At 69.5% G+C, this 21,184-nt stretch carries 11 protein-coding genes; 8 read left to right on the forward strand and 3 right to left on the reverse strand.

What is annotated here, in order from left to right; genetic code table 11:
• Window positions 1-4 precede the first annotated feature (4 nt).
• The 5 genes from FU260_RS10000 to FU260_RS10020 all read left to right on the forward strand — a co-directional run bounded on the left by FU260_RS10000 (window position 5) and on the right by FU260_RS10020 (window position 11,606).
• Window positions 5-715 carry a hypothetical protein gene (locus tag FU260_RS10000; protein WP_147916928.1) on the forward strand — a complete coding sequence of 237 codons (711 nt, stop codon included), beginning with the start codon at window positions 5-7 and terminating at the stop codon, window positions 713-715.
• Between the two features lie 157 nt (window positions 716-872).
• On the forward strand, window positions 873-6,887 hold the full coding sequence (locus FU260_RS10005; protein WP_147916929.1) for an Ig-like domain-containing protein: 6,015 nt from the start codon (window positions 873-875) through the stop codon (window positions 6,885-6,887).
• Window positions 6,888-6,945: 58 nt separating this feature from the next.
• The gene (locus FU260_RS10010) at window positions 6,946-7,953 is read left to right on the forward strand and encodes an AAA family ATPase (protein ID WP_147916930.1); all 1,008 of its coding nucleotides are present in this window, start codon (window positions 6,946-6,948) and stop codon (window positions 7,951-7,953) included.
• A gap of 25 nt (window positions 7,954-7,978) precedes the next feature.
• Window positions 7,979-9,235, forward strand: a complete 1,257-nt coding sequence (locus FU260_RS10015; protein ID WP_147916931.1) for a DUF58 domain-containing protein — start codon at window positions 7,979-7,981, stop codon at window positions 9,233-9,235.
• Between the two features lie 85 nt (window positions 9,236-9,320).
• On the forward strand, window positions 9,321-11,606 hold the full coding sequence (locus FU260_RS10020) for a transglutaminase TgpA family protein (protein WP_147916932.1): 2,286 nt from the start codon (window positions 9,321-9,323) through the stop codon (window positions 11,604-11,606).
• Between the two features lie 99 nt (window positions 11,607-11,705).
• Here the strand turns inward: FU260_RS10020 and eccCa are convergent, their stop codons facing one another.
• Window positions 11,706-15,671: a type VII secretion protein EccCa gene (gene eccCa / locus FU260_RS10025; RefSeq protein ID WP_147916933.1), complete on the reverse strand. Its 3,966-nt coding sequence runs from the start codon at window positions 15,669-15,671 to the stop codon at window positions 11,706-11,708.
• A 105-nt stretch (window positions 15,672-15,776) separates the two neighbouring features.
• Here eccCa and FU260_RS10030 point away from each other — a divergent pair, with 105 nt between their 5' ends.
• Together FU260_RS10030 and FU260_RS10035 are read left to right on the forward strand one after the other, a co-directional pair.
• Window positions 15,777-17,120: a hypothetical protein gene (locus tag FU260_RS10030; RefSeq protein ID WP_147916934.1), complete on the forward strand. Its 1,344-nt coding sequence runs from the start codon at window positions 15,777-15,779 to the stop codon at window positions 17,118-17,120.
• Window positions 17,117-18,484, forward strand: a complete 1,368-nt coding sequence (locus tag FU260_RS10035; protein WP_168211723.1) for an RDD family protein — start codon at window positions 17,117-17,119, stop codon at window positions 18,482-18,484. The genes FU260_RS10030 and FU260_RS10035 overlap by 4 nt, the downstream gene beginning before the upstream one ends.
• A 478-nt stretch (window positions 18,485-18,962) precedes the next feature.
• Here FU260_RS10035 and FU260_RS10040 read toward each other — a convergent pair whose 3' ends face one another.
• Window positions 18,963-19,244 (reverse strand): WXG100 family type VII secretion target, encoded by a 282-nt coding sequence (locus FU260_RS10040; protein ID WP_147916936.1) that lies wholly within the window; start codon window positions 19,242-19,244, stop codon window positions 18,963-18,965.
• Between the two features lie 26 nt (window positions 19,245-19,270).
• Window positions 19,271-19,594 carry a WXG100 family type VII secretion target gene (locus FU260_RS10045; protein ID WP_235912186.1) on the reverse strand — a complete coding sequence of 108 codons (324 nt, stop codon included), beginning with the start codon at window positions 19,592-19,594 and terminating at the stop codon, window positions 19,271-19,273.
• A gap of 231 nt (window positions 19,595-19,825) precedes the next feature.
• Here FU260_RS10045 and eccD point away from each other — a divergent pair, with 231 nt between their 5' ends.
• On the forward strand, window positions 19,826-21,181 hold the full coding sequence (eccD, locus tag FU260_RS10050; RefSeq protein WP_147916937.1) for a type VII secretion integral membrane protein EccD: 1,356 nt from the start codon (window positions 19,826-19,828) through the stop codon (window positions 21,179-21,181).
• The last annotated feature ends 3 nt before the right edge of the window (window positions 21,182-21,184 follow it).

Genomic DNA, 21,184 nt, shown 5'->3' on the forward strand with positions numbered 1-21,184 from the left:
TTCGATGAGTATCCAAGTCGAGTTCTGCGGTGAGTGGTTCGACGTCAACAACGACGAGTCCTTCCTCATCGGCAGGGAGGGAGACCTGGAGATCGACGACAATCCCTACCTGCACCGCCGGTTCCTGACGATCGCCTACCACGACGAGCTCTGGTGGCTGGAGAACGTCGGCAGCAGGCTGTCCGCCACTGTGGCCGACTCCGACGGGAACATGCAGGCCTGGTTGGCGCCCGGCGCCCGGCTGCCGTTGGTGTTCTCGCACACCTCCGTGCTGTTCACCGCAGGCCCCACCACCTACGAGATCGGCATCGTGGGCGACTCCCCGCACTTCGAGGCCTCTGCCCCGGAACGCACCCAGGTGGGGGAGACCACGATCGGTCCGGTGACGTTGACCGAGACCCAGAAGCTGCTGATTATCGCCCTCGCCGAGCCGGTGCTGCGCGGACGCGGCTCGACCGCCTCGATCCCCACCTCCGCCCAGGCCGCGGCGCGCCTGGGCTGGGCGATCACCCGGTTCAACCGCAAGCTCGACAACGTGTGCGACAAGCTCTCCCGGTTCGGGGTGCGCGGGCTGCGTGGTGGACCGCGCCAGCTGGCCGTCAACCGCCGGGCCCGCCTGGTGGAGCATGCCGTCGCTTCACGTCTGGTGGTGCCGGCGGACCTGGAGCTGCTGGAGGAGAACGCCAAGGCTGCCGCGGAGTCCGCTGCGGAGTAGCGCGGGCACCGGGACGTGATGGGGACAACTTCCCGTTGGAAAGACTGGCAGGTGGCCGTAGACTGCTCCGCGGACCACACACCGGCAGCCAGGGGGATGGGTGACCATTCGATCAGGACTGCGGCAGCACAAGCGCGCTGTCGCAAGCGTCACGACGATGTCCCTCGTGGTGGGCACCGTGGTGGCCCTGAGCCTGAGCTATGACGGCGTCGCCACTGCTGACGTCGACCTCAACGACGGCGGAGTCTGGGTCTCGAACAACCAGTCCATCCTGGTCGGGCGGCTGAACTACCCGATCGGGGAGATCGACGCGAGCTTTGCCGCGCAGTCCCAGGACGTCGACCTGCTGCAGCGCGAGGACGTGGTGTTCGTCCACGACCGCGCCGCAGGCGGGCTGCAGCGGGTGGACCCGGCGTCGGTGACCGTGCAGGGCGGGATGGTGCCGCTCCCGGGCGAGGCCGACGTGCAGCTCGGCGACCAGACCATCGGCGTGCTGGTGCCGGGCACCGGTGAGTGGCGCGTGCTCGGTCTGGACGAGCTGGACGTGCTCGCCGAGGCGAGCGAGGACCCGCAGGCGATCCTGGACGAGGGCGCCGCGCAGGCGATCGCCGACGACGGCACCGCCTATGGTCTGGACCCCCAGGGCGGCCAGCTGCTCACCTTCGCGCCGGGCCAGCGCACCGAACCTGAGGTGACCGAGTGGGCGGTGCCCGAGGGGGAGACCCAGCTGACCGTCGTCGGGAACGAGGTGGTCTCGCTCACCTATGACCCGGCGGACGAGAGCCTGACCCTGCAGCAGGCCGACTCCGAACCGGTGGATCTGACCGGTCTGGGCGTGGACGGTGCCACCGCCCGGCTGCAGACGCCCTCGGTGGGCGGAGAAGTGGTCGCCCTGGCCACCTCGGATGCCCTGGTCACCGTTCCGCTGGACGACGGCGAACCCCGGGTGGAGCAGCCGGCCTCGCCGGGCGAACCGGCTCAGCCGGTCCAGGTGGCCGGTTGTGTGCACGGCGCGTGGGCTTCGGGGGCGTCGGACTATCTGCGGGTGTGCGGCGACGACGCCGCGCAGCAGCTGCCGGTGCCCGAGTCCACCGGTGGTGAGCTGAAGTTCCGGGTGAACCGCTCGCACGTGGTGCTGAACGAGCTGAGCACCGGTAACGCGTGGATGATCGAGGACGCTCTCATCCTGGTGAACAACTGGGAGGACATCACTCCGCCCACCGAGGAGGAGGAAGAGGAGGAAGAGGACTCCCAGGACCTCGAGGAGCGTGAGATCGAGCTGGACCGGGAGGCGGAGAACCGAGATCCGGTGGCCCAGGCGGACACGTTCGGCGTGCGCCCCGGGCGCACGGTGGTGCTCCCGGTGCTGGACAACGACTCCGATGCCGACGGCGACCTGCTCACCGTCTCCGGGTTCGAGAACCTGAGCGAGTCGGTCGGTGTGGTCGAGCCGATCCTCGGTGGCCGTGCGTTGCAGATCCGGGTGGCCGGAGGTGCGAGCGGATCGCTGAGCTTCGAGTACACCGTGGACGATGGCCGGGACGGCTCGGACACCGCGACTGTCGAGCTGCAGGTGCGTGCCGAGAGCGAGAACTCCGCACCGGAGCAGGTGCGCGAGATCGAGGCCTCGGTCACCGCCGGTGCCACCACCAAGGTGAACCTGCTCGACGACGTGCACGATCCGGACGGTGATGCGCTCTACGTCACCCGGACCCTCGATGCGGCCGGTCTGAACGTGGTCGCGAACCCGAACGGGCTGATCACCATCACCGATCCCGGGGTGCAGCCGGGGATCCACCAGGTGCGGGTGGAGGTCAGCGACGGTAGCGACACCTCCGAGGTCGTGGTGGACGTGGAGGTGCTGCCGGATGCACCACAGCCGCCGACCGCCGTCTTCGACTTCGAGACCGCGTTCGCGGGGCAGACGGTGCAGATCAACCCGGTCGCGAACGACCAGGACCCGAACGACAAGCCTCTCCGGCTCGCTAACGTCGGCGCCGCGGAAGGCGCGACGGTCTCGCAGAACACCGACGGCACCACGTTCAGCTTCACCGCTGAGGCGGCCGGCGACTACTACATGACCTACGTGGTGGCCGATGACGACGGTCTGTCCGCCACCGGTCTGGTCCGGGTGAGCGTGCGCGCACCGCAGGACAACGAACCGGTGGCGGTCGGAGACACGGCGCTGCTGCCCCCGGGTGGGACCGTGCTGGTGGACGTGCTGGAGAACGACTACGACCCGGCCGGCGGGGTGCTGGCCATCCAGCAGATCGATGTCCCTTCCGGCTACGGCCTGCGGGTGGCGATCCTGGACCACCGCATCCTGCGGATCAGCTCCGAGCGGGCGCTGCCAGGACCAGTGAGCATTCCGTACACCGTGTCCAACGGCACGGCCAGCTCCGACGGTGAAGTGCTGGTACTGCCGATGGAAGGTACCGCGGAGTCGCAGGCACCGGTGGCCGTCGCAGACACCGCCCGGGTCCGGGCCGGGGACCAGGTGACCATCCCGGTGCTGGCGAACGACTCGCACCCGAACGGGCTGGAGTTCAGCCTGGACGAAGAGCTCGCCGAGACCCCGGACGACGGTCTGATGTTCACCGCCGGGGAGGTGGTGCGGTTCCGCGCCCCGGAGGAGGCCGGCACGGTCACCGCGGTGTACTCCATCACCGACGAGAACGGCCGACCGTCCTCGAACCGGATCACCATCACCGTGCAGGCGCGTGCGGACGATGCGAATACTCCACCGGAACCCCAGAACGTGGAGACCCGTGCGTTCGCGGGTGAGCGGATCCGCATCCCGATCCTCACCTACGGCATCGACCCCGACGGTGACTCCGTGCAGCTGCTCGGCATCGACACGGCGCCCTCGCTCGGCCGGATCGTGGAGGTCGGCGCCACCTATATCGACTATCAGGCGTTTACCGACTCTGCGGGTACCGACGAGTTCACCTTCGCTGTGCGGGACCGGCTCGGTTCGATCGCCACGGCCGATATCACCGTGGGTGTGATCCCACCGCCGATGACCAACCGTGACCCGGTGGTGGTCAACGACGAGGTCACCGTGCGCCCGGAGCGCGAGGTGGTGGTGGACGTGCTCGGCAACGACACCGACCCGGACGGCGACCAGCTGGCCCTGGACGACCCGGCCTTCGGTGCGACCGACGGGCTGGAACCGGAGATCCAGGACGGGAACGTCGCGATCACCACACCTTCGGAACCGGGTACCTACTTGGTGGAGTACAACGCGACCGACCTGCACGGCGGGACTGCCTCCGGACTGCTGACCGTGGAGGTCGACCCGGACTCCACCCCGCAGGCCCCCGTCGCCGTCGACGACGTCGTGCCACCGAACGCCATCCTGGACCGTACCGAGGTGGGGGTCGAGGTGCTGCCGAACGACTACGACCCGGACGGCAGCCCGGAGGGTCTGACCGTCTCGGTGCCGGACGGGCAGGACGGGGTGCGCGCCGTCGACGACATGGTGGAGATCCAGCTACGCGACACACGCCAGGTGGTGACCTACCAGATCACCGATGAGGACGGCCTGACCTCGTATGCCTTCATCGACGTTCCCGGGCTGACCGATACCGGCCCGGTGCTGCGCCCGGACGCGCCGCCGATCGAGGTGGAAGCCGGGGTCGCGCAGACCCTGGAGCTGGAGGACTACGTCGTTTCCCTCAGCGGCGCCCCGGTGCAGCTGGCGGACACCACCTCGGTCCGGGCCACGAACTCCGACGGGTCCAACCCGGTGGTGGACGCGAACACCCTCCAGTTCACCTCCGACCCGAACTACGTCGGCGCGGCGACGCTCACCTTCGAGGTGACCGACGCCGAGGACCTCAATGCCGACGGCATCCTCACCTCGGTGCTTACCTTGGACATCCGGGTGTACTCGGACGAGAACCGCCCGCCGCGGATGCGAAACGGTGCGGTTTCTGCGGAGGTGGGCGGTGAGTCGGTCAGCCTGGACCTCGCCCGGCTGGCAGAGGACCCGGACGGCCAGTCCACCGACCTGGACTTCGAGATCGCCGAGCAGACGCCCGGCTTCGAGTCCTCGCTGGACGGCTACATCCTGACCGTGACCGCGAACGACGACACGCTCGCCGGCACGGTCGAGGAGCTGCCGATCCAGGTGACCGACGGCGATTCCGAGCCGGTCGCCGCCGAGATCGAGCTCACCGCTACCGCGAGCAACCGTCCGCTGATCCAGACCAACTCCGACGACGTCGGAGAGGTGAATCAGGGCGAGGCGCAGACCGTGGACGTGCTCGCGAACGACTCCAACCCGTTCCCGGACGACGAACGGCAGATCACCGGGGTGGAGATCACCCAGGGGCAGGGCACTGCGCAGGTGGATGGTGACCAGGTCACCTTCACCCCGGACGAGAACTTCGTCGGGCGGATGACCCTGGTGTACACCGTGGTGGACGTGACCGGCGACCCGGACCGTGAGGTGCAGGGGCAGGTCACCGCTGCTGTGCTCGGCGCACCGGAACCGCCGACCATCCCGCTGGTGCAGTCGGTGGGTAACGGCCAGGTGGCGCTGAGCTGGACCGCTCCGGAGGACAACGGCTCTCCGATCACCGGGTACACGGTGCAGTACAACGGCGGATCGCAGGAGTGCAGCACCACCACGTGCACCATCAACGGGCTGACCAACGGCACGACGTACACCTTCACCGCGATCGCGAACAACGACGTCGGCCCGTCGGAGGAGAGCGCGGCCTCCGCTGAGGCCACTCCGGACATGCGCCCGGAAGCGCCTGGCCCGCCGACGGTGGAGTACGGCGACGGTGAGCTCACGCTGAACTGGAACGAGCCGGTGAACGAGGGCACCCCGATCACGTCCTATGACGTGCGGATCAGCCCGAGCGAGGGCACCAGCCAGCAGTCGGTGAACGGCACGTCGATGACATGGACGGGGCTGACGAACGGGCGGAACTACACGTTCCAGGTGCGGGCGATCAACGATGCCCCGGAGCCCGGGCTGTGGAGCTCCTGGTCGGCGGCGGAGCACCCCTCCGGTCCACCGGCACAGCCGGCCGCACCGGAGACCACCCGTATCGATGACGCCGACGGTGGCCGGCTGATGGTGCAGTGGGCCCAGCCCGACAACAACGGCGACCCGATCTCCTCCTATGAGTTGCGGATGTATCGGGATGGCGATCGGGTGCAGACCTTCACTCCCGGGGGCGCTGCGCTCGCCCGCGAGGTGGAGGTGGAGAACGCGCACGACTACTCCTTCACCCTGGTCGCGATCAACCGCTCCGGGGAGTCGGAGATGTCGGCGCGCTCGGCCGAGGTGCGGTCCTTCGGTAAACCCGGCCGGGTGGGGAACGTGAGCGCGAGTCCCACCGGTGCGGACAACACGGCGACGGTGAGCCACAACGAGCCGTCGAGCAACGGTCAGGCGATCAGCAGGTACGAGTACCGGCTGAACGGTGGCAGCGTGCAGTCGCTGCCCAGCGGCGGCACCATCAAGGTCCCGAATGACGGGGAAAACTACACGGTCCAGGTGCGCGCGTGTAACACGTACTGCGGTGCCTGGAGCCAGTCCTCGGATTCGTTCCGCACGTATGGCCCACCGGGTGAGCCAAGTATCACCTCTTCGGCCGATGGTCAGCAGGTGACTTTCCGCTGGAGCGCTCCCGGTGGGAACGGTGCGACGATCGAGCGCAGTCAGTACCGCGTCCGGGTGAACAACGGCAGCTGGAGCTCGTGGCAGAACGCCAGCCCGTCCGACTCGGTGAACCGGAACGCGGGCTGGGAGGACAATCACCACATCCAGGTCCGCGTCGAGAACAACCACGGCCAGACCGGCCCAACGAACTCGCGATCGGAGCAAGCCGAGGCGGACCCGACGCCGCCGGAGCCTGAGGTGACCCTGGGTGTCAACCGTGGTGCTCACGAGACGTGCGACGGCGGCGGCGATTGCTACCACGTGATCCTCACCTACGAGAACCTTCCAAGTGTCTCCGGTGGCTACACCGTCAGTTTTGACGCTGGCAGCTACGCGGGTTGCTCGCACAATGACTCGAGCAGCGGCGTGAACATCTCCGACAACGGCACCTATGACACGAACTCCTGGTACGGCAGCGGCTGCTATGGCGAACCCATCAGGTGGACGGTGACAGGTGGCGGTGAGACGTACAGAGCCACAGTGGACTGGTAGGCAGGGTAAGACGGATACAGCAGAATCTCTCCACGGGACAAGGACGGCAGCACAGCAGATGACAGCAGCAGTTACCGGGCAGCAGGCCCCGGTCACCCCCGACCAGGCCAGCTGGTTCGCTGAGACGTTCGAGCGGCTGGTTGGCAACATCTCCGCCGCCGTGCTCGGCAAGGACCACGTGGTGCGGCTGACGCTGACCTGCCTGCTCTCCAGCGGACACCTGCTGCTCGAGGACTTCCCGGGGACGGGAAAGACCTCGCTGGCCCGCGCCGTCGCCGCTACGGTCCAGGCCAGCCACTCCCGGATCCAGTTCACACCGGACCTGCTGCCCTCGGACGTGACCGGGGTGACCATCTACGACCAGAAGTCGCAGAAGTTCGAGTTCCACCCGGGCCCGATCTTCGCCTCGGTGATGCTGGCCGACGAGATCAACCGTGCCTCGCCGAAGACCCAGTCCGCACTCCTTGAGGTGATGGAGGAAGGCCGGGTGACCATCGACGGCCACCCGCACGAGGTGCCGAAGCCGTTCATCGTGCTCGCCACCCAGAACCCGGTGGAGCAGGCCGGTACCTACCGGCTGCCGGAGGCGCAGCTGGACCGGTTCCTGATGTGCACCACCCTCGGCTACCCCGACGAAGCCGCCACCGTGGAGATCCTCAGCGGTTCCGCAGTGCGCGACCGCACCGCTGCCCTGACTCCGGTGATCACCGCCGCCGCAGTGGTGGACATGGCCAACCTCGCCTCCGGGGTGCACGTGGACCCGGCCGTGCTCACCTATATCACCAAGCTGGTGGAGAGTACCCGCACCGCACCTGAGATCGCGCTCGGCGCCTCGGTGCGTGGGGCGCTCGCTCTGGTTCGCTGCGCGAAGACGTGGGCCGCGGCCAACGGGCGGCACTATGTGATTCCGGACGACGTCAAGGCGCTCGTCCAGCCCGTGCTGGCGCACCGGCTGGTGCTCGACGCTGAGGCCGAGTTCGAGGGCGCCGACGCGAACAAGGTCCTCACCCGGCTCGTTTCCGAGATCGCTCCGCCATCTCAGCGCGGTACCGCCCAGGCCCGGTGAGGGCGCCGCTGCGCGCCGATACCTGATGAGCACCCCTACCGAGACCCGGCGAAGCCACACCACGGCGTCGGCCACCAGTTCGATCACGCGTGCGGTGGCCGGGCTGCGCGACCCGTTGCGGCGGACCACCTCGGTGCTCAGCTGGATCACCCGCGCAGCCTGGATCATGCTGGTGTTCGGGGTGGCAGCCTGGATCGCCGGGGTGCAGCTGGGCTGGCTGGAGCTGGTGGTGCTCGGTGTCGGCATGATCGCCGTGCTGGTGGCGAGCGCATTCTTCGCCATCGGACGCCACCCGTACGCGATCACGCTGCGGCTGCGCGAGGGTCGCGTGGTGGTGGGCGACCGCGCCATGGGCGGTATCGATGTGCGCAACACCGGTTCCGTGCCCGTGCTGCCCGCCCGGCTGGAGCTCCCGGTGGGTCCGGTGACTGCGAGGTTCGCACTGCCGGCGCTCGCCCCAGGCGGCGAGCACGACGAGCTCTTCGCAATCCCCACCGACCGGCGGGGCGTGCTGGTGGTCGGCCCGGTGCGATCGGTACGTGGCGACCCGTTCGGGCTGATCCGGCGTGCCGTGCAGTGGACCGAACCCGAGGACCTGTACGTGCACCCGCGCACCACTCGCCTGGGCTCGGCCTCGGCCGGGTTCCTGCACGACCTAGAGGGACGCGTCTCCCGGGAGATCACCAACGCTGACCTGTCCTTCCACGCCCTGCGCGAGTACGTGCCCGGTGACGACCGCCGGTATGTGCACTGGCGGTCCTCCGCGCGGGTGGGTGAGCTGATGGTGCGGCAGTTCGAGGAGACCCGGCGCACCCACCTGGTCACCGCACTGTCCGTGAACGAGCGCGACTACGCCGAGGAGGACGAGTTCGAGCTCGCGATCAGCGCCGTCGGCTCGCTCGGCCTGCACACCCTCGGCACCGAGGCGGAGCTGAGCGCGCTGACCCAGCAGCGGGCGATCAACGTGCGCAGCCCGCGGGCGCTGCTCGATGACCTCACCCGGCTGGACAGCAAGCGCATGCCGGCCGGTGTGGTGGACCTGGCCCGGACTGTGACCAAGGATGCGATGCGCGCCACGATCGCGATCGTGGTGTGTGGCTCGGCCGTCTCCGCGCACCAGATCCGGGCGGCGGGTGCGGTGTTGCCCAGCGGTGTCCGGGCGCTGGCGATCCAGTGCCGGATGGGTGCGGAGATGCGGGCTCACCGGCTCGGTGCGGTGACCGTGCTCGAGCTCGGCCGGCTGGAGGACCTGCCGCGCGGCTTCCGAAGGCTGAAAGCATGAGCGCGAGGAGCCCCCGCGTAGTCGTCGCGAGGGACGAGTGGCGGCGGAGTGAGGCACCGCAGGGCTTGTGCACGAGGAGCACAGCATGAGCGCGGGCACTCCCGCTGCCGCCGCACGCCGCCGCGACCAGCGGGTAGAGAGCGCGCGTGCGAAGCTACTTGACCCACTACGCACCTGGGCGACCCGACGCCACGTGATCAACGCCGTCGTGCCGTTGCTCCTTCTCGGCATGGCCACCGCACCCCTGCAGGCGGTCTACCTGGACGCTGGCCTCTACGTGACGGTGATCGGTGGCCTGCTCCTCGGCGGGGCGATCGCCGTGGCCGGCGCCGCCTACCGGCTCAGCGTGCTCACCATCATCGCCGCCAGTGTGGTGGGCTTCTTCGTCTTCGGCGCCCTGGCCGCCCCGTCGACGGCGTTGCTCGGGGTGATCCCCACACCGCGCACCTGGCAGGTGATGGGGCTGGGCATGGTGACCGTGTGGAAGCACGTGCTGACTGTCACCCCACCGCTGGGCGCCGGGGGAGTAGTGCTGCTCCTGCCGTACGTGCTCACCTTCGTGGGCGCCGTGCTCGCCGTGACCATCTCCCTGCGCGCCCGGCGGCGCTACAGCCTCAGCCTGCTCGTCCCCGCAGTGGTGCTCGCCGTTGCCATCCTGTTCGCCACCCACCTGCCCGTGCTCGCCGGGGTGCTCGGTGTGCTGGCCGTGCTGATCACCATCACCTGGGTGGCCTGGCGTGCCGGCCGGCTGGAGCTCAACCGTGTGCTGGCTGTGGCGATCGTGCTGGGTGTGGCCGCACTCGGTGGCACCGCCGCCTCGGTGTTCGCGGTACCGGAGGCACCACGGGTGGTGCTGCGCGACTACGTCGAACCACCGCCGGACCCACAGGACCTGCCCAGCCCGCTCGCGGGATACCGGGAGTACGCCGACGACCTGGCCGAGACCGACCTGTTCACCGTGGAGGGGCTTCCCGAGGGCGAGACCCGGCTCCGGCTGGCCGCCTTGGACACCTACAACGGCATGGTCTGGAGCGTGACCGGCGAGTCCACGCCCGGGACCGGAGTGTTCCGGCGGATCGGGGAACGGATCGAGGTGGAGGTCCCGGAGAACGCCTACACGCTGGACGTGTCCGTCTCCGGCTACCAGGACCGTTGGGTGCTCAACTCCGGCGGCAGCGTGGACGTCAACTTCCTCACCGGGCAGACCCAGGAGCTCACCGATAGCTTCTACTACAACAGCGCCACCGACACCGGTCTGGTGATGGCCGGGCTCTCCGAAGGGGACGACTTCGAGGTGGTGGCGGACCCGAGCGCCCAGGTGGACGCCGAGGACGTCACCGAGCTGGCCGTGGCGGATGTGACCGTGCCGGAGCCGCAGAACGTGCCGGACGCGATCGGCACCATGGCGAGTGGGTTCTCTGAGGACGCGAACACCCCGTACGCCAAGATCGAGGCGATTGCGGCAGCACTGAGCACGCAGGGGTTCTTCTCCCATGGGCTCGAAGGCGAGGTGCCGTCCCGGCCCGGGCACGGTGAGGCGCGGCTGCAGGAGATGCTCGAGGGTGAGCAGATGGTCGGTGACGCCGAGCAGTACGCCGCCGCGATGGCCCTGATGGTGCGGGCGCTGGGGTATCCCGCGCGGGTGGTGCTCGGCTTCAATGTGCCGGACGCGGGGACGGTGACGCTCACCGGGAACGATGTGACCGCCTGGGTGGAGGTGCCGTTCGAGGGGGTCGGCTGGGTGCCGTTCTTCCCCACCCCGGACGAGGACCAGATCCCGCAGGCGGAGGATCCCGATCCGGCCGACCACCCGCAGCCGCAGGTGCTGCAGCCGCCGCCTCCGCCGGAAGAACCGCCGGACGTGCCGCCGCAGGACCGGGACGACACCCAGGTGGACAACCAGAACTACAGCAAGGAGGGCGACCCCGTCCTCTGGCCAATTATCACCGCCGCCGTGGGGGTGCCGCTCCTGCTGCTCCTCAGCCCGTTCCTGGTGATCCTGCTCGCCAAGGCGCTCAGGCGCCGCCGGCGCCGGACCCGGGGGAGCACCGTGGAGCGGATCAGTGGCGGCTGGGACGAGTTGCGGGACGTGCTGGTGGACCTGCGCCTGCCGGTGGCAGCGGGGAAGACCCGGCGGGAAGCCGCGGTCGATGTGCACGGCCGGGCCCCCGGTGCCGGGGTGCTGACCCTGGCCACCCGGGCGGATGCCGCGGTGTTCGCTCCGGAGGACCCGGACGAGGAGCAGGCCGGCCAGTACTGGCAGGACGTCCAGCGCGCCGGGCCCAGCATCGCCGCCACCATGCCCCGGCGGCACCGGCTGCGAGCCCGGCTGTCCGGGCGGTCGCTGCGGCGCAAGCGGCGCCAGAAGTAGCGGTGGCGGCACGGTCGCCGCGGCCGTGAGGGCAGCGCCGACTGGCCAAAATCCGTTGCCCGGTTCGCTACCGGGCAACGAGTTTTGACCAGTCGCGCCTCAGGTGGTGGACGGTGCGTGCACCAGCTGCACCACCTGGTTGCCATGGCTGCGGGTGACGTACTGCGCCCGGCCCGGCACCATGGCGCGCGGCTTCACCTTGCCGATCAGCGCGCCCTCCTCCGGGTTCCCGGACAGGACCAGACCGGGGGCGGACAGATCGCGCAGCGTCTGCAGCACCGGCTCGAACATCGACCGGGAGGCACCACCGGAGCGGCGGGTGAGGATCAGGTGCAGGCCGACGTCACTGGCCTGCGCGAGCAGCGGCTGCAGGGCCGCGATCGGGTTGCCGGTCGTGGTGGCGACCAGGTCGTAGTCGTCCACCAGTACGTAGACCTCGGCACCACTCCACCAGGACCTGGCGCGGAGCTGCTGCGGGGTCACATCCGGTCCCGGCAGGCGGGTGCGCAGGTAGCTGGCAATGTCCTGGAGCTCGCCGGAGGCCTGGTCGGCGGTGGTGTAGTACCCGGCTAGGTAGTCCTCCGGGATCTCGGCCAGCAGCGCCCGCCGGTAGTCCACCACGAAGATCTGCGCCTCCTTCGGCGTCGCCAAGCGCTGCACCTCGCGGGCAATGCCACGCAGCAGCGATGACTTGCCCGAGGCGGAGTCGCCGTAGGCATACAGGTGGCTCTCCTTCGCCGGGTCCAGGCCGATCGGGGCCAATGCGGCCTCGTTGACGCCGAGCAGGATTCGCCGGGACATCCGGCCGGTGGCCTGCTCGCGGACCTGCTCCAGAGTGATCTCCTCGGGCAGCAGCCGCAGCTTCGGACCGGCAGGGCCCTTCCAGGCGGCATTGACCCGTTCGATCAGGTTCTCCACGCCGACGCCCAGGTTGTCCGGGTTGCCGTCGGAGTCCACCCGGGGGAGCGCGGTGAGCATATGGTGCCCGGACATCGTCAAACCGCGGCCGGGCTTGTCGCTGGGCACGTTCTTGGCGACATGCCGGTTGGTCTCGGAGTCCATCGGGTCGCCGAGGCGGAGCTCCAACTTGGTACCGAAGATGTCCCGGACCGCGGTGCGGAAGTCCATCCACCGGCTGGTGGCAGCGATCAGGTGCAGCCCGAAGGTCAGCCCGCGGCCGACCAGCGCCTGGAGCTCCATCTCCATGTCGTCGAACTCGGCGCGGAGCGTCGGCCAGCCGTCGATGACCAGGAAGATGTCCCCGTAGCCGTCGTCGGCACGTCCCTCCCGGCGCCACCGCCGGTAGGTCTCGATCGAGTCGATGTTGTTGTCTTTGAAGTACTGTTCCCGGGCATTGACCAGGCCCAGCACCTCCGAGTACATCCGGCGGAGCACATCCGGCTCGTTCCGGGACGCGACACCGGCCACGTGCGCCATACCGGACAGCGGCGTGAACGTCCCGCCGCCGAAGTCCATCACGTAGAACTGCACTTCGGCCGGGGTGTGCGTGAGGGCGAGCCCGGTCACCACCGAGCGGGCCACGGTGCTCTTCCCGGACCGACCGGTGCCGACGATCGCCATGTGCCCACCGGCGCCGCCCAGGTCGATCCGCAGGGTTTCCCGGCGCTGCTCCAGCGGCCGGTCCACGATCGCGAGCGGAAAGCTGAGGGTGCCGGCCTCCCGCCACCGGGGCGAGATCAGCCCGAGCTGCGGGTCCTCGGTGAGGTCCCCGAACAGCTGGTCGAACGTGGGTGGCACATCCAGCGGCGGCAGCCAGACCTGGTGTGCGGGCAGGCCGTGCCCGTCCATCCGCTCGACGGCGATGTCGAAGGTGACCCGCTTCTCCTCGGGTTCGTTCGACACCGTCGGCTCCGGCTCGGCGACTGTGGGCGTCGCGGAGATCACCGGGGCTGCGGTGAAGGACTCCACCTTGATCTCGCTGACCTCGGTGGTGCTGCGGCGGGTACGCCTGCGCGCCTTCGGCGGAGCGGACACGTACGCGGCGCGGAACTGGGTGAGGGTCTCGGCGTCCGCCTTGAGGATGCCGTGACCACCGCCGCCGGGAAGGTTGAAGGCATCGGGCACGCCGAGGACGGCGCGGGAGTCGGCGGCGGAGAAGGCCTTCAGACCGATCCGGTAGGACAGGTGGGACTCCAGCCCACGCAGCTTGCTCTCCTCGAGCCGCTGGGTGGCCAGCAGCAGGTGCATCTGTAGCGACCGGCCCAGCCGACCGATGGCGACGAACAGCTCGGTGAACTCCGGCTTGGCAGTGAGCAGCTCGGTGAACTCGTCCGCCACGATCAGCAGTGCAGGTAGGGGAGTGAGGTCCCCGCGGCCGCCCTTGCGTGCCTTCTCGTAGTCACCGACGTTGGCGAAGTTGCCGGCGTCGCGCAGCATCTCCTGGCGGCGCACCATCTCACCGGTGATCGCGTCTTGCATGCGGTCGACGAGCGTGAGGTCGTCACCCAGGTTGGTGATCACTGCGGAGACATGCGGCATCTCCGCCATACCGGCGAAGGTTGCACCACCCTTGAAGTCCACCAGCACGAAGTTCAGGTCCTCGCTGGAGTGGGTCATCCCCAGTGCCAGGACCAGGGTGCGCAGCACCTCGGACTTACCGGAGCCGGTGGCACCGATCATCAGCCCGTGCGGGCCCATTCCCTGCTGGGCGGACTCCTTGATGTCCAGGATCATCGGCTGGCCGTGCGAGGTCAGGCCGATCGGTACCCGGAGGCGGTCACGGGGCAACCGTGGCCGCCAGGCCACCTCGGGGTCGAAGTCGCGCACGTCCGGCAGACCGAGCAGGTCGGTCAGCTCAGCGGAGATCGCCTTCGCCGGCCCGCTCTCGCTGCTTTCGCCCTCATCCAACAGCGGCGTCAGCCGCCGGGCAGTGGCCTCCGCTTCGGTCACGCTCATCGAGTCCGGTGTGGCCGGGTGCGCCGCATAGCCGAACCGCAGGATGCTCATCGTCGACTTGCCCTTGCCGTCCCGCTCCAGCAGCAGCCGTACCGCGTTCCGGTTGGTGAGCTCGTCCCAGCGTTGCGGCAGGTGCAGGACCGTGACGCCGTGGATTCCGTCATGGCTCATCGCCGGGTGCCCGGCCGGGATCTGGCCGCCATCCACCACCAGCAGCACGTGCGGACGGGGTGGGTCAGCCTTCGTGCCGAACCGCGGCCGGTCCGCCAGTCCTGAGGCCACCAGGCCCTCGATGTCCGCCCAGGTCTCGCCGATCATCCGTGCCGAACCGACGGCGTCCCGCTCCCGGGACGAATGGGCGTGCGGCAACCACTTCACCCATTCCCAGGCCGGCAATGCCTCCGGGGCGGCGATCACGGCGATCTGCAGCTGGTCCACCGGGGCGAACGTCGCCACGTGGCACACCATCGCCCGGGCCAGGGCACGGGCGCGCAACTCCGGCCCGGCGACCTCCACACAGGCAGTGCTGCGCAGGTCCAGGCCATGCGGCAGGTTCGGCTGCCGCTCATGCGCGCGGACGAAGCGATGTGCGGCGGATGCACTCACCGGGTCCACCTGCGCCAGCGGTGAGACCGGTGCCTCCTCGAGATCGAGCGCCAGAGGTTGGGTGGAGGTGCCGATCCGGGTCAGCATGAGGTCCCTGCGGTCCTGCGTGCGCTCCCACACCCGGCTGCCGTCCTCGGCGAGGAACGGAAGGGCACCGGGCTCGGGCAGCAACCACTCGGCGTACCGGCGTTGCCGTCGCGCTGCTACCCGGACCGAGTCCCGAGTCTCGGCGAGGTAGGCGAGGTACTCCCGACGAGTGTTGGTGACCTCGGTGGCGTGGCTGGAGCGTTGCCGCCAGATGTTCATCCCGACCATGGATAACGCCATGAACAAGAACATGCCGCCCATCAGGTACTTCTGCGGGCCGCTGCCCTGGGAGAGCGAGATGAAGGCGATCGAGCCCATCGAGCCCAGCATCGGCACGGCCATCATCAGGCTGTTCGAGGCGCCCTCGGGCTTGGGCAGGTCCGGTGGCGGCTGCAGGACCACCTGTCCTGACGGCGCCGGTGTCGGCGCCTTCTGTCCTATCGACTGTGCTGTCATCCGAGGAGTAACCCCCACCTGTGCTCGGGCATGGCTGCCTGTCATACTATGACGGCGACGGAGCCGCTGGTAGCGGTGTGGACGACGGCCGGTTGGGGGTGAGGTATGGCGGGGCCGACCGTGCACCTGGTGCTGGCCAGCACCTCGGGCCGAGAATCCCTCAGTGTCCCGGCGGACTCCACCGTGCGGGAGCTGCTCGGTGCCACCGGAATCGACGCCGGCCGGGTGGGGGTGGCCACCCTCGGCGGGGAACCACTCGACCTGGACAGCGCGATCGGCGTGGACACACCGTCCGGCACGTTGCTGTGGGTGCACGACCTGGACTTTGACTCGGTGGAGCGGGAGGCGGAACGGCGACTTCGGGCGCGTCGGGTCCGGACCGCGCCGGCGAGTCGGCAGGTGCTGGCCGCAGTCGCCGTCGGCGCCCTGGCGGTGGCAGGAGTGATCGCCACTGTGGCCGGAGTCGTTGCCCACAACCTGGTGGCTGCGCTGGTGCTGGTCGCGGCCACCGTCGTGCTGCTCGTCCACCCCCGCACGCAGCGCGCCGTGCCCACGTTGATCCTCGCGCCGGTCCTCGGCGCCGCCGGTGGTTTTCTCGCCGTCGGGATGACCTCCATGGGGGTCCGAGCGCCGCTGGCGGTCGCGATGCTCACCGGCGCCGCCGTGGCCTGCATCCAGCACGGTCTCGCCGCGAGGCTGCGCCTTCCAACTCGCACCCTGACGCCGGTGGTCGCGGTGTTCTGGTCAGTGGCAGCGCTGCTGGTAGCGGGTGGATTCCTGCTGGGCATGGCCCCGTTGACCGCGGCGTGCCTCATCCTCGCCACCGTGCCGCTGGTGCTGCGCGGCCTGGCCGCCTGGTCCTTGAGCGTTCCGGAAGAAGACCTGCTGGACATCCCGTACCTGATCCGTGAGGCGGAGTCGGTGCGCGCGATCACGCCACGCGCCCCACGCACTGTGGAGTGGGACGAGGTCATGACCAAGGTGCACACCGCTCGCCGCCGCAGCGATATCGGCGTGCTGCTGGCCTGCGCGGCGACACTGCTCACCACACCGGCCGTGCTCAGCATGTCCGTGCCGCGCACGCTGGCCGGCTGGTGCGCCTTCGGCGCGGTGTGCGCGGTCACTGTGTTCCTCGGCCTGTACGCCCGGGCGGTGTGGCGACCGATGGTGAAGATCGCCACCCGAGTCACGGCGGCGCTGATGCTGCCGTTCCTGGCGTGGTACGCCCTGCAGGTGCTACAGCTGGGTGCCGTACTGCTGGCCATTGCCCTGTTGCTGCTCGGTGGGCTGTGCGTGGTGCTGGTGGTGCCGTTGGCGAAGGGCTGGCGGTCGGTGGCATGGTCCCGGGCGGGCGATATCCTCGGCGGCTTCTGCGTACTGGTGGTGCCAACGGCTTGCCTGCTGGCCTCCGGACTGATCGACGAGCTGGGACGGATGATGTCGCGATGACCGAGAACCCCCGGTACGCCGGAGCACTGGTACCCCGACGGCTGGCTGCCTACGGCATCGACCTGGCGACCGTGTTGGTCGTAGCGGCCGGCGGCTTTCTCCTCTCCGGTGAGTACATCCTGCCGGCCGTGCTCGCCGCTGAGGTGCTGATCGTGCAGGTGGCCTGGGAGGGACGCACCGGGTGCACCCTGGGGCAGCGGCTCCTCGGCCTGCGCACCGTGCAGCTCGGCGGAGTCCGGGCACCAGGCCTGCGCCGCGCACTGCTGCGCGGTCTGGTCCTGCTCGCCGGGCATCTGGTGCTCGTCGGGCAATTGGCGATGCTCGCCAGCTCCGCGTGGGACCACAGCGGACACCGCCAGGGGTGGCACGACAAGGCGACCGGGGTGCGGGTGATCGACCTGAACCGCACGGGGGGTGCTTCCACCCGCAGCAAGTTCGCACCCTCCACCCAGCACCGCCCGGCAGAGCCTGCACTGGTCGGTGCCGGCGCACCGGCCGGAGCGGCGGCCGGTGCGGAATGGAGTGTGCCCCCGATGCCGGCAGGGTACGGACCGGAGGGTGCTGGCGTACCGGCTGCCCAGTACGCACCGGCTGCCCAGTACGCGCCGTCCGCCCAATATGCGCCGCAGCAGTACGCCCCGCAGGCGGGCCCACCCCAGGGCTACGCAGCTCAGCCTGGGATGGCCGGCCCACCGACCGCCGTCGGGCCGGGTGCCGTGCCGCACCCGGCGGTGCAGCACGCCCCGGTGCCACCGCCCCCGCCCATTCCACCGCCGCCCGAGGAACTGCCGGAGGCCACCTCCGGTGGCACCGCCGCACTGGACTTCACCTACGCCGAACCGCCGGAGGGCTTCGCCGAGGCGGTGCGCACGGCCCGTGCGGAGCGCGAAGCCGAGGAAGAGGGCTCTGAGGTAGAGGCAGGCGCCGCTGAGGGTCTTCCGGCCGAAGACCCGAGTCATCGGGCGCCGAGTGCGGGCTCACCGGTCGATGACACCGTGGTGGACGAGACTCAGGTGCCCGCGTTGCGTGCGTTGCTGCTGGAGACCGGTGAGGCGATCGACGTGCTCGGCGGCGGCTACATCGGCCGCGCGCCACGCAGTCCGGACGACGACGGGGAAGCCCAGCTGGTTGCGGTGCCGGACCCCGAGCGGTCCCTGTCCCGCACCCACGCGCGGTTCGGGCTGGTCGGCGGCGACCTCTGGCTCGAGGACCTGGGCTCGGCCAATGGCACTACGGTGCAACTGGCCGACGGACGCCAGGCGCACCTCACCGCGCATCAGCGGGTGGCACTGCCGGTGGGCACCGTGGTGTTGCTCGGCACTCGGCGGGTGACCGTGACCGAAGGCAACCACCACACCGGCTGAGGTGACTTCGCCCGGGTCGGGCTACAGCGCGGAGCATCCGGTCGCGGCGAAGGGATTCGGGTCGCGACCCGCAACGTTGCACCGTTGGCCGGTGGGCCGCCCGCAGCCGGCACCCTCCGCTCGCCGTTGGCCGGTGGGCCGCCCGCAGCCGGCACCCTCCGCTCGCCGTTGGCCCCCCGCCCGCAGCCGGCACCCTCCGCTCGCCGTCGGCCCCCCCTCTGCCGCCGCTCTCCGCTCACCCTCCGCCGCTTGAGTACGAGTGTGCAGGCGGAGTACCGGAAAGTTGGTGCTCCACCTGCAAATCCGTCTGCAGACGGTCGTCTGTACGGGTACGGGTGCGGGTGCGGGCACGGGTGCGGGCACGGCGCCCCCGGGTACGGCGCGGCTCAGGACACAGCACCGTCCGGACACAGAGCGAGGCCCCGAGGAGATTCGCCTCGGGGCCTCGGCAACCTACGTGCGCTGCTGAATCAGCCGATCAGCTGAAGCGCTGCGCGTTGCGGGTGTCAGCGCCCTGGAACTCTTCGCCGTCCCGACCGACCTGCGAACCGATCTCGGTCAGCAGCTGCTTCATCTCGGTGATGGCCTGGGTCCACTTGGCCTTCGCCTGCTGGTAGGACTCAGCTGCTGCACCGGTCCAGTCGGCGCGGAGCGGGGCGAGTCGGCTGTCCATGTCGTTCAGCTGAGACTCGATCTTGTTGGCGCCGCCGATGATGTCAGCGCTCGCGGTCGCGATGCCGCCGAAGTTAGCCTTGAACATATTCTCTAGTTCTCCCTATTCCTCGGTCAGCCCAGCCGGCCCTGAAGCCGGTTCATCGACGACGTCGACGCGTCATCAGTGGCCGTGTAGGTCTGCTGCGAGCTCGTCAGGTTCGCTTCGAACTCGTCCAGGCTCTGGGTGATCTTGCGAGCCTGCGCACGCCAGTTCTCCATGAGGGACGCGAACGCGGTGGCGGAAGCACCCTGCCACTGCGAACCGATTCCGGCGAGCTTGCCCTCCAGCGTCTGAATTTCGCTGTTGAGTGTCTGCTTCGACTCCGCGACGATCTGTGCGCCGCGTGCGATAGCACCATCCGCGGCTGAGACTTCGTTTGCCACGGTCACCTCCATGATGTCGTGGGTGCCGTACAGGCCACCCTGCGTCGGGCCACAAATCGGGACCCCCTTCACCGGCGGGTTCCGGTGACAATTGATCACTCTAGGTGCACCCAGCGCTGAGGTCGATGGGGACTACTCCCCGTAGGGTCGACTGTCGTCACCCGTAGGGGAGGATCGCTACGCTGCGGTGGTGGTGATTCCTATACTGAGCCAGCCGCATGTTGCCCGACCAGGGGGAGTGAGATGACCGAGCCGAACGCCGGCACGGCTGTAGCCGGTCAGCTGTTACGGATCTCGGTGCAGTCCGGGGAACGCAGCAACGACCTCGGGGTTCCCGGTGTGGTCCCCGTGGTGGAGGTGCTGCCCTCGCTCGCTCGCCGGCTGAATTTGTTCCAGCCGGAGACGGCGCACTCCGGGTTCCGGATGGTGCGCGCCGATGGGCACGTGCTCGACCTGGACCGCTCCCTGGTCGCCCAGGGTGTCGTCGACGGCGATGTCCTCTCCCTGGAGGTCGGCGGTCAGGACGCCCACCACGACGTCTACGACGACCTCGTCGAAGCGGTCGCCGATGTGGTCGAGCGGGAGTCCAACCCGTGGTCGGCCCAGGACACCGCCACTACCACCACTGTTGCCGCTGCGGTGCTGCTGGCGGCCGCGTGCGGTCTGCTGCTCGCCGCCGGACTGACCGGCGCCACTCTGGTACCGACGATCGTCGCAGGCCTGGGCGGTGTGGTGCTGCTGGCCTGTGCGGTCGTGCTGGACCGCACCAAGGCACCGGTGCAGGCCGCCGTGGCCCTGGTGCTCGTCGCCGCCCTCTACACCGGGGTGGCAGGATTCGTCGCCGCCCCGGACGCGCCGGGCTGGGGAAAGCCGCTCGTTTTCGGCGGGGCCGCCATGGCAGTGACCGGGGTAGCGGGCTTCCTGCTCGGTAAGCGACGGCGGGAGTACGCCTTCATTCCGGCTGTGGTCGGTCTGGTGCTGGGCGGTGGAGGTGCAGCGATTGCCTACGCGGGCGCCTCGGTCAGCACGGTGCTGGTGGTCGCCATGGCGGTGACCGGGGTGTCCGGGCTGGGGATTCCGTGGCTTGCCCTGGCGTCCACACCGCTGCGCGTGGTCAGCGCCCGGGACGACTCGGAGATCTACACTGAGGTCGAACCGATCGAGCACGCCGCAGTGCGCGAGAGGTACCAACGGGGTCTGCGGTTCCAGGTGGCGCTGCGGATCGCGAGCGGAGTGGTTGCCCTGGTGGCGACCCCGGTAGTGATCGGGACCGGCTGGTACGGATTCGCGATGGCGGTGCTCTGCTATCTCGGCATGCTCCTCGGGGCGCGCGTGGTGTACTCGCGTGCTGACATCATCACCGTCGCGACTACCGCCATGCTGGGCGCGGTGCTGACGGTGTATTTCGGCGTACTGACCTTCCCTGGAGCCGCGACGGCCCTGGTGATCGCGGTGGCCCTCGTCGCTGCGCTCATCGTCGGCATGGGACTGCTGGTCCCTGCCCGGCGGTTGTGGTTGAGCAGGCTGGGCGATCCCGCTGAACTGATCACGATCGCATTCCTGCTGCCGTTGGCCGTGCTCGCCGCAGGCCTGGTGTGAGCG

The sequence above is a fragment of the Ruania zhangjianzhongii genome (genome assembly GCF_008000995.1).
Taxonomy (GTDB): Bacteria; Actinomycetota; Actinomycetes; order Actinomycetales; family Beutenbergiaceae; genus Ruania; species Ruania zhangjianzhongii.

Coding starts and splice junctions, on each gene's coding strand:
- FU260_RS10000 (WP_147916928.1), top strand. CDS start 5: ATGAGTATCCAAGTCGAGTTCTGCGGTGAGTGGTTCGACGTCAACAAC.
- FU260_RS10005 (WP_147916929.1), top strand. CDS start 873: ATGTCCCTCGTGGTGGGCACCGTGGTGGCCCTGAGCCTGAGCTATGAC.
- FU260_RS10010 (WP_147916930.1), top strand. CDS start 6,946: ATGACAGCAGCAGTTACCGGGCAGCAGGCCCCGGTCACCCCCGACCAG.
- FU260_RS10015 (WP_147916931.1), top strand. CDS start 7,979: ATGAGCACCCCTACCGAGACCCGGCGAAGCCACACCACGGCGTCGGCC.
- FU260_RS10020 (WP_147916932.1), top strand. CDS start 9,321: ATGAGCGCGGGCACTCCCGCTGCCGCCGCACGCCGCCGCGACCAGCGG.
- eccCa (WP_147916933.1), bottom strand. CDS start 15,671: ATGACAGCACAGTCGATAGGACAGAAGGCGCCGACACCGGCGCCGTCA.
- FU260_RS10030 (WP_147916934.1), top strand. CDS start 15,777: ATGGCGGGGCCGACCGTGCACCTGGTGCTGGCCAGCACCTCGGGCCGA.
- FU260_RS10035 (WP_168211723.1), top strand. CDS start 17,117: ATGACCGAGAACCCCCGGTACGCCGGAGCACTGGTACCCCGACGGCTG.
- FU260_RS10040 (WP_147916936.1), bottom strand. CDS start 19,244: ATGTTCAAGGCTAACTTCGGCGGCATCGCGACCGCGAGCGCTGACATC.
- FU260_RS10045 (WP_235912186.1), bottom strand. CDS start 19,594: ATGGAGGTGACCGTGGCAAACGAAGTCTCAGCCGCGGATGGTGCTATC.
- eccD (WP_147916937.1), top strand. CDS start 19,826: ATGACCGAGCCGAACGCCGGCACGGCTGTAGCCGGTCAGCTGTTACGG.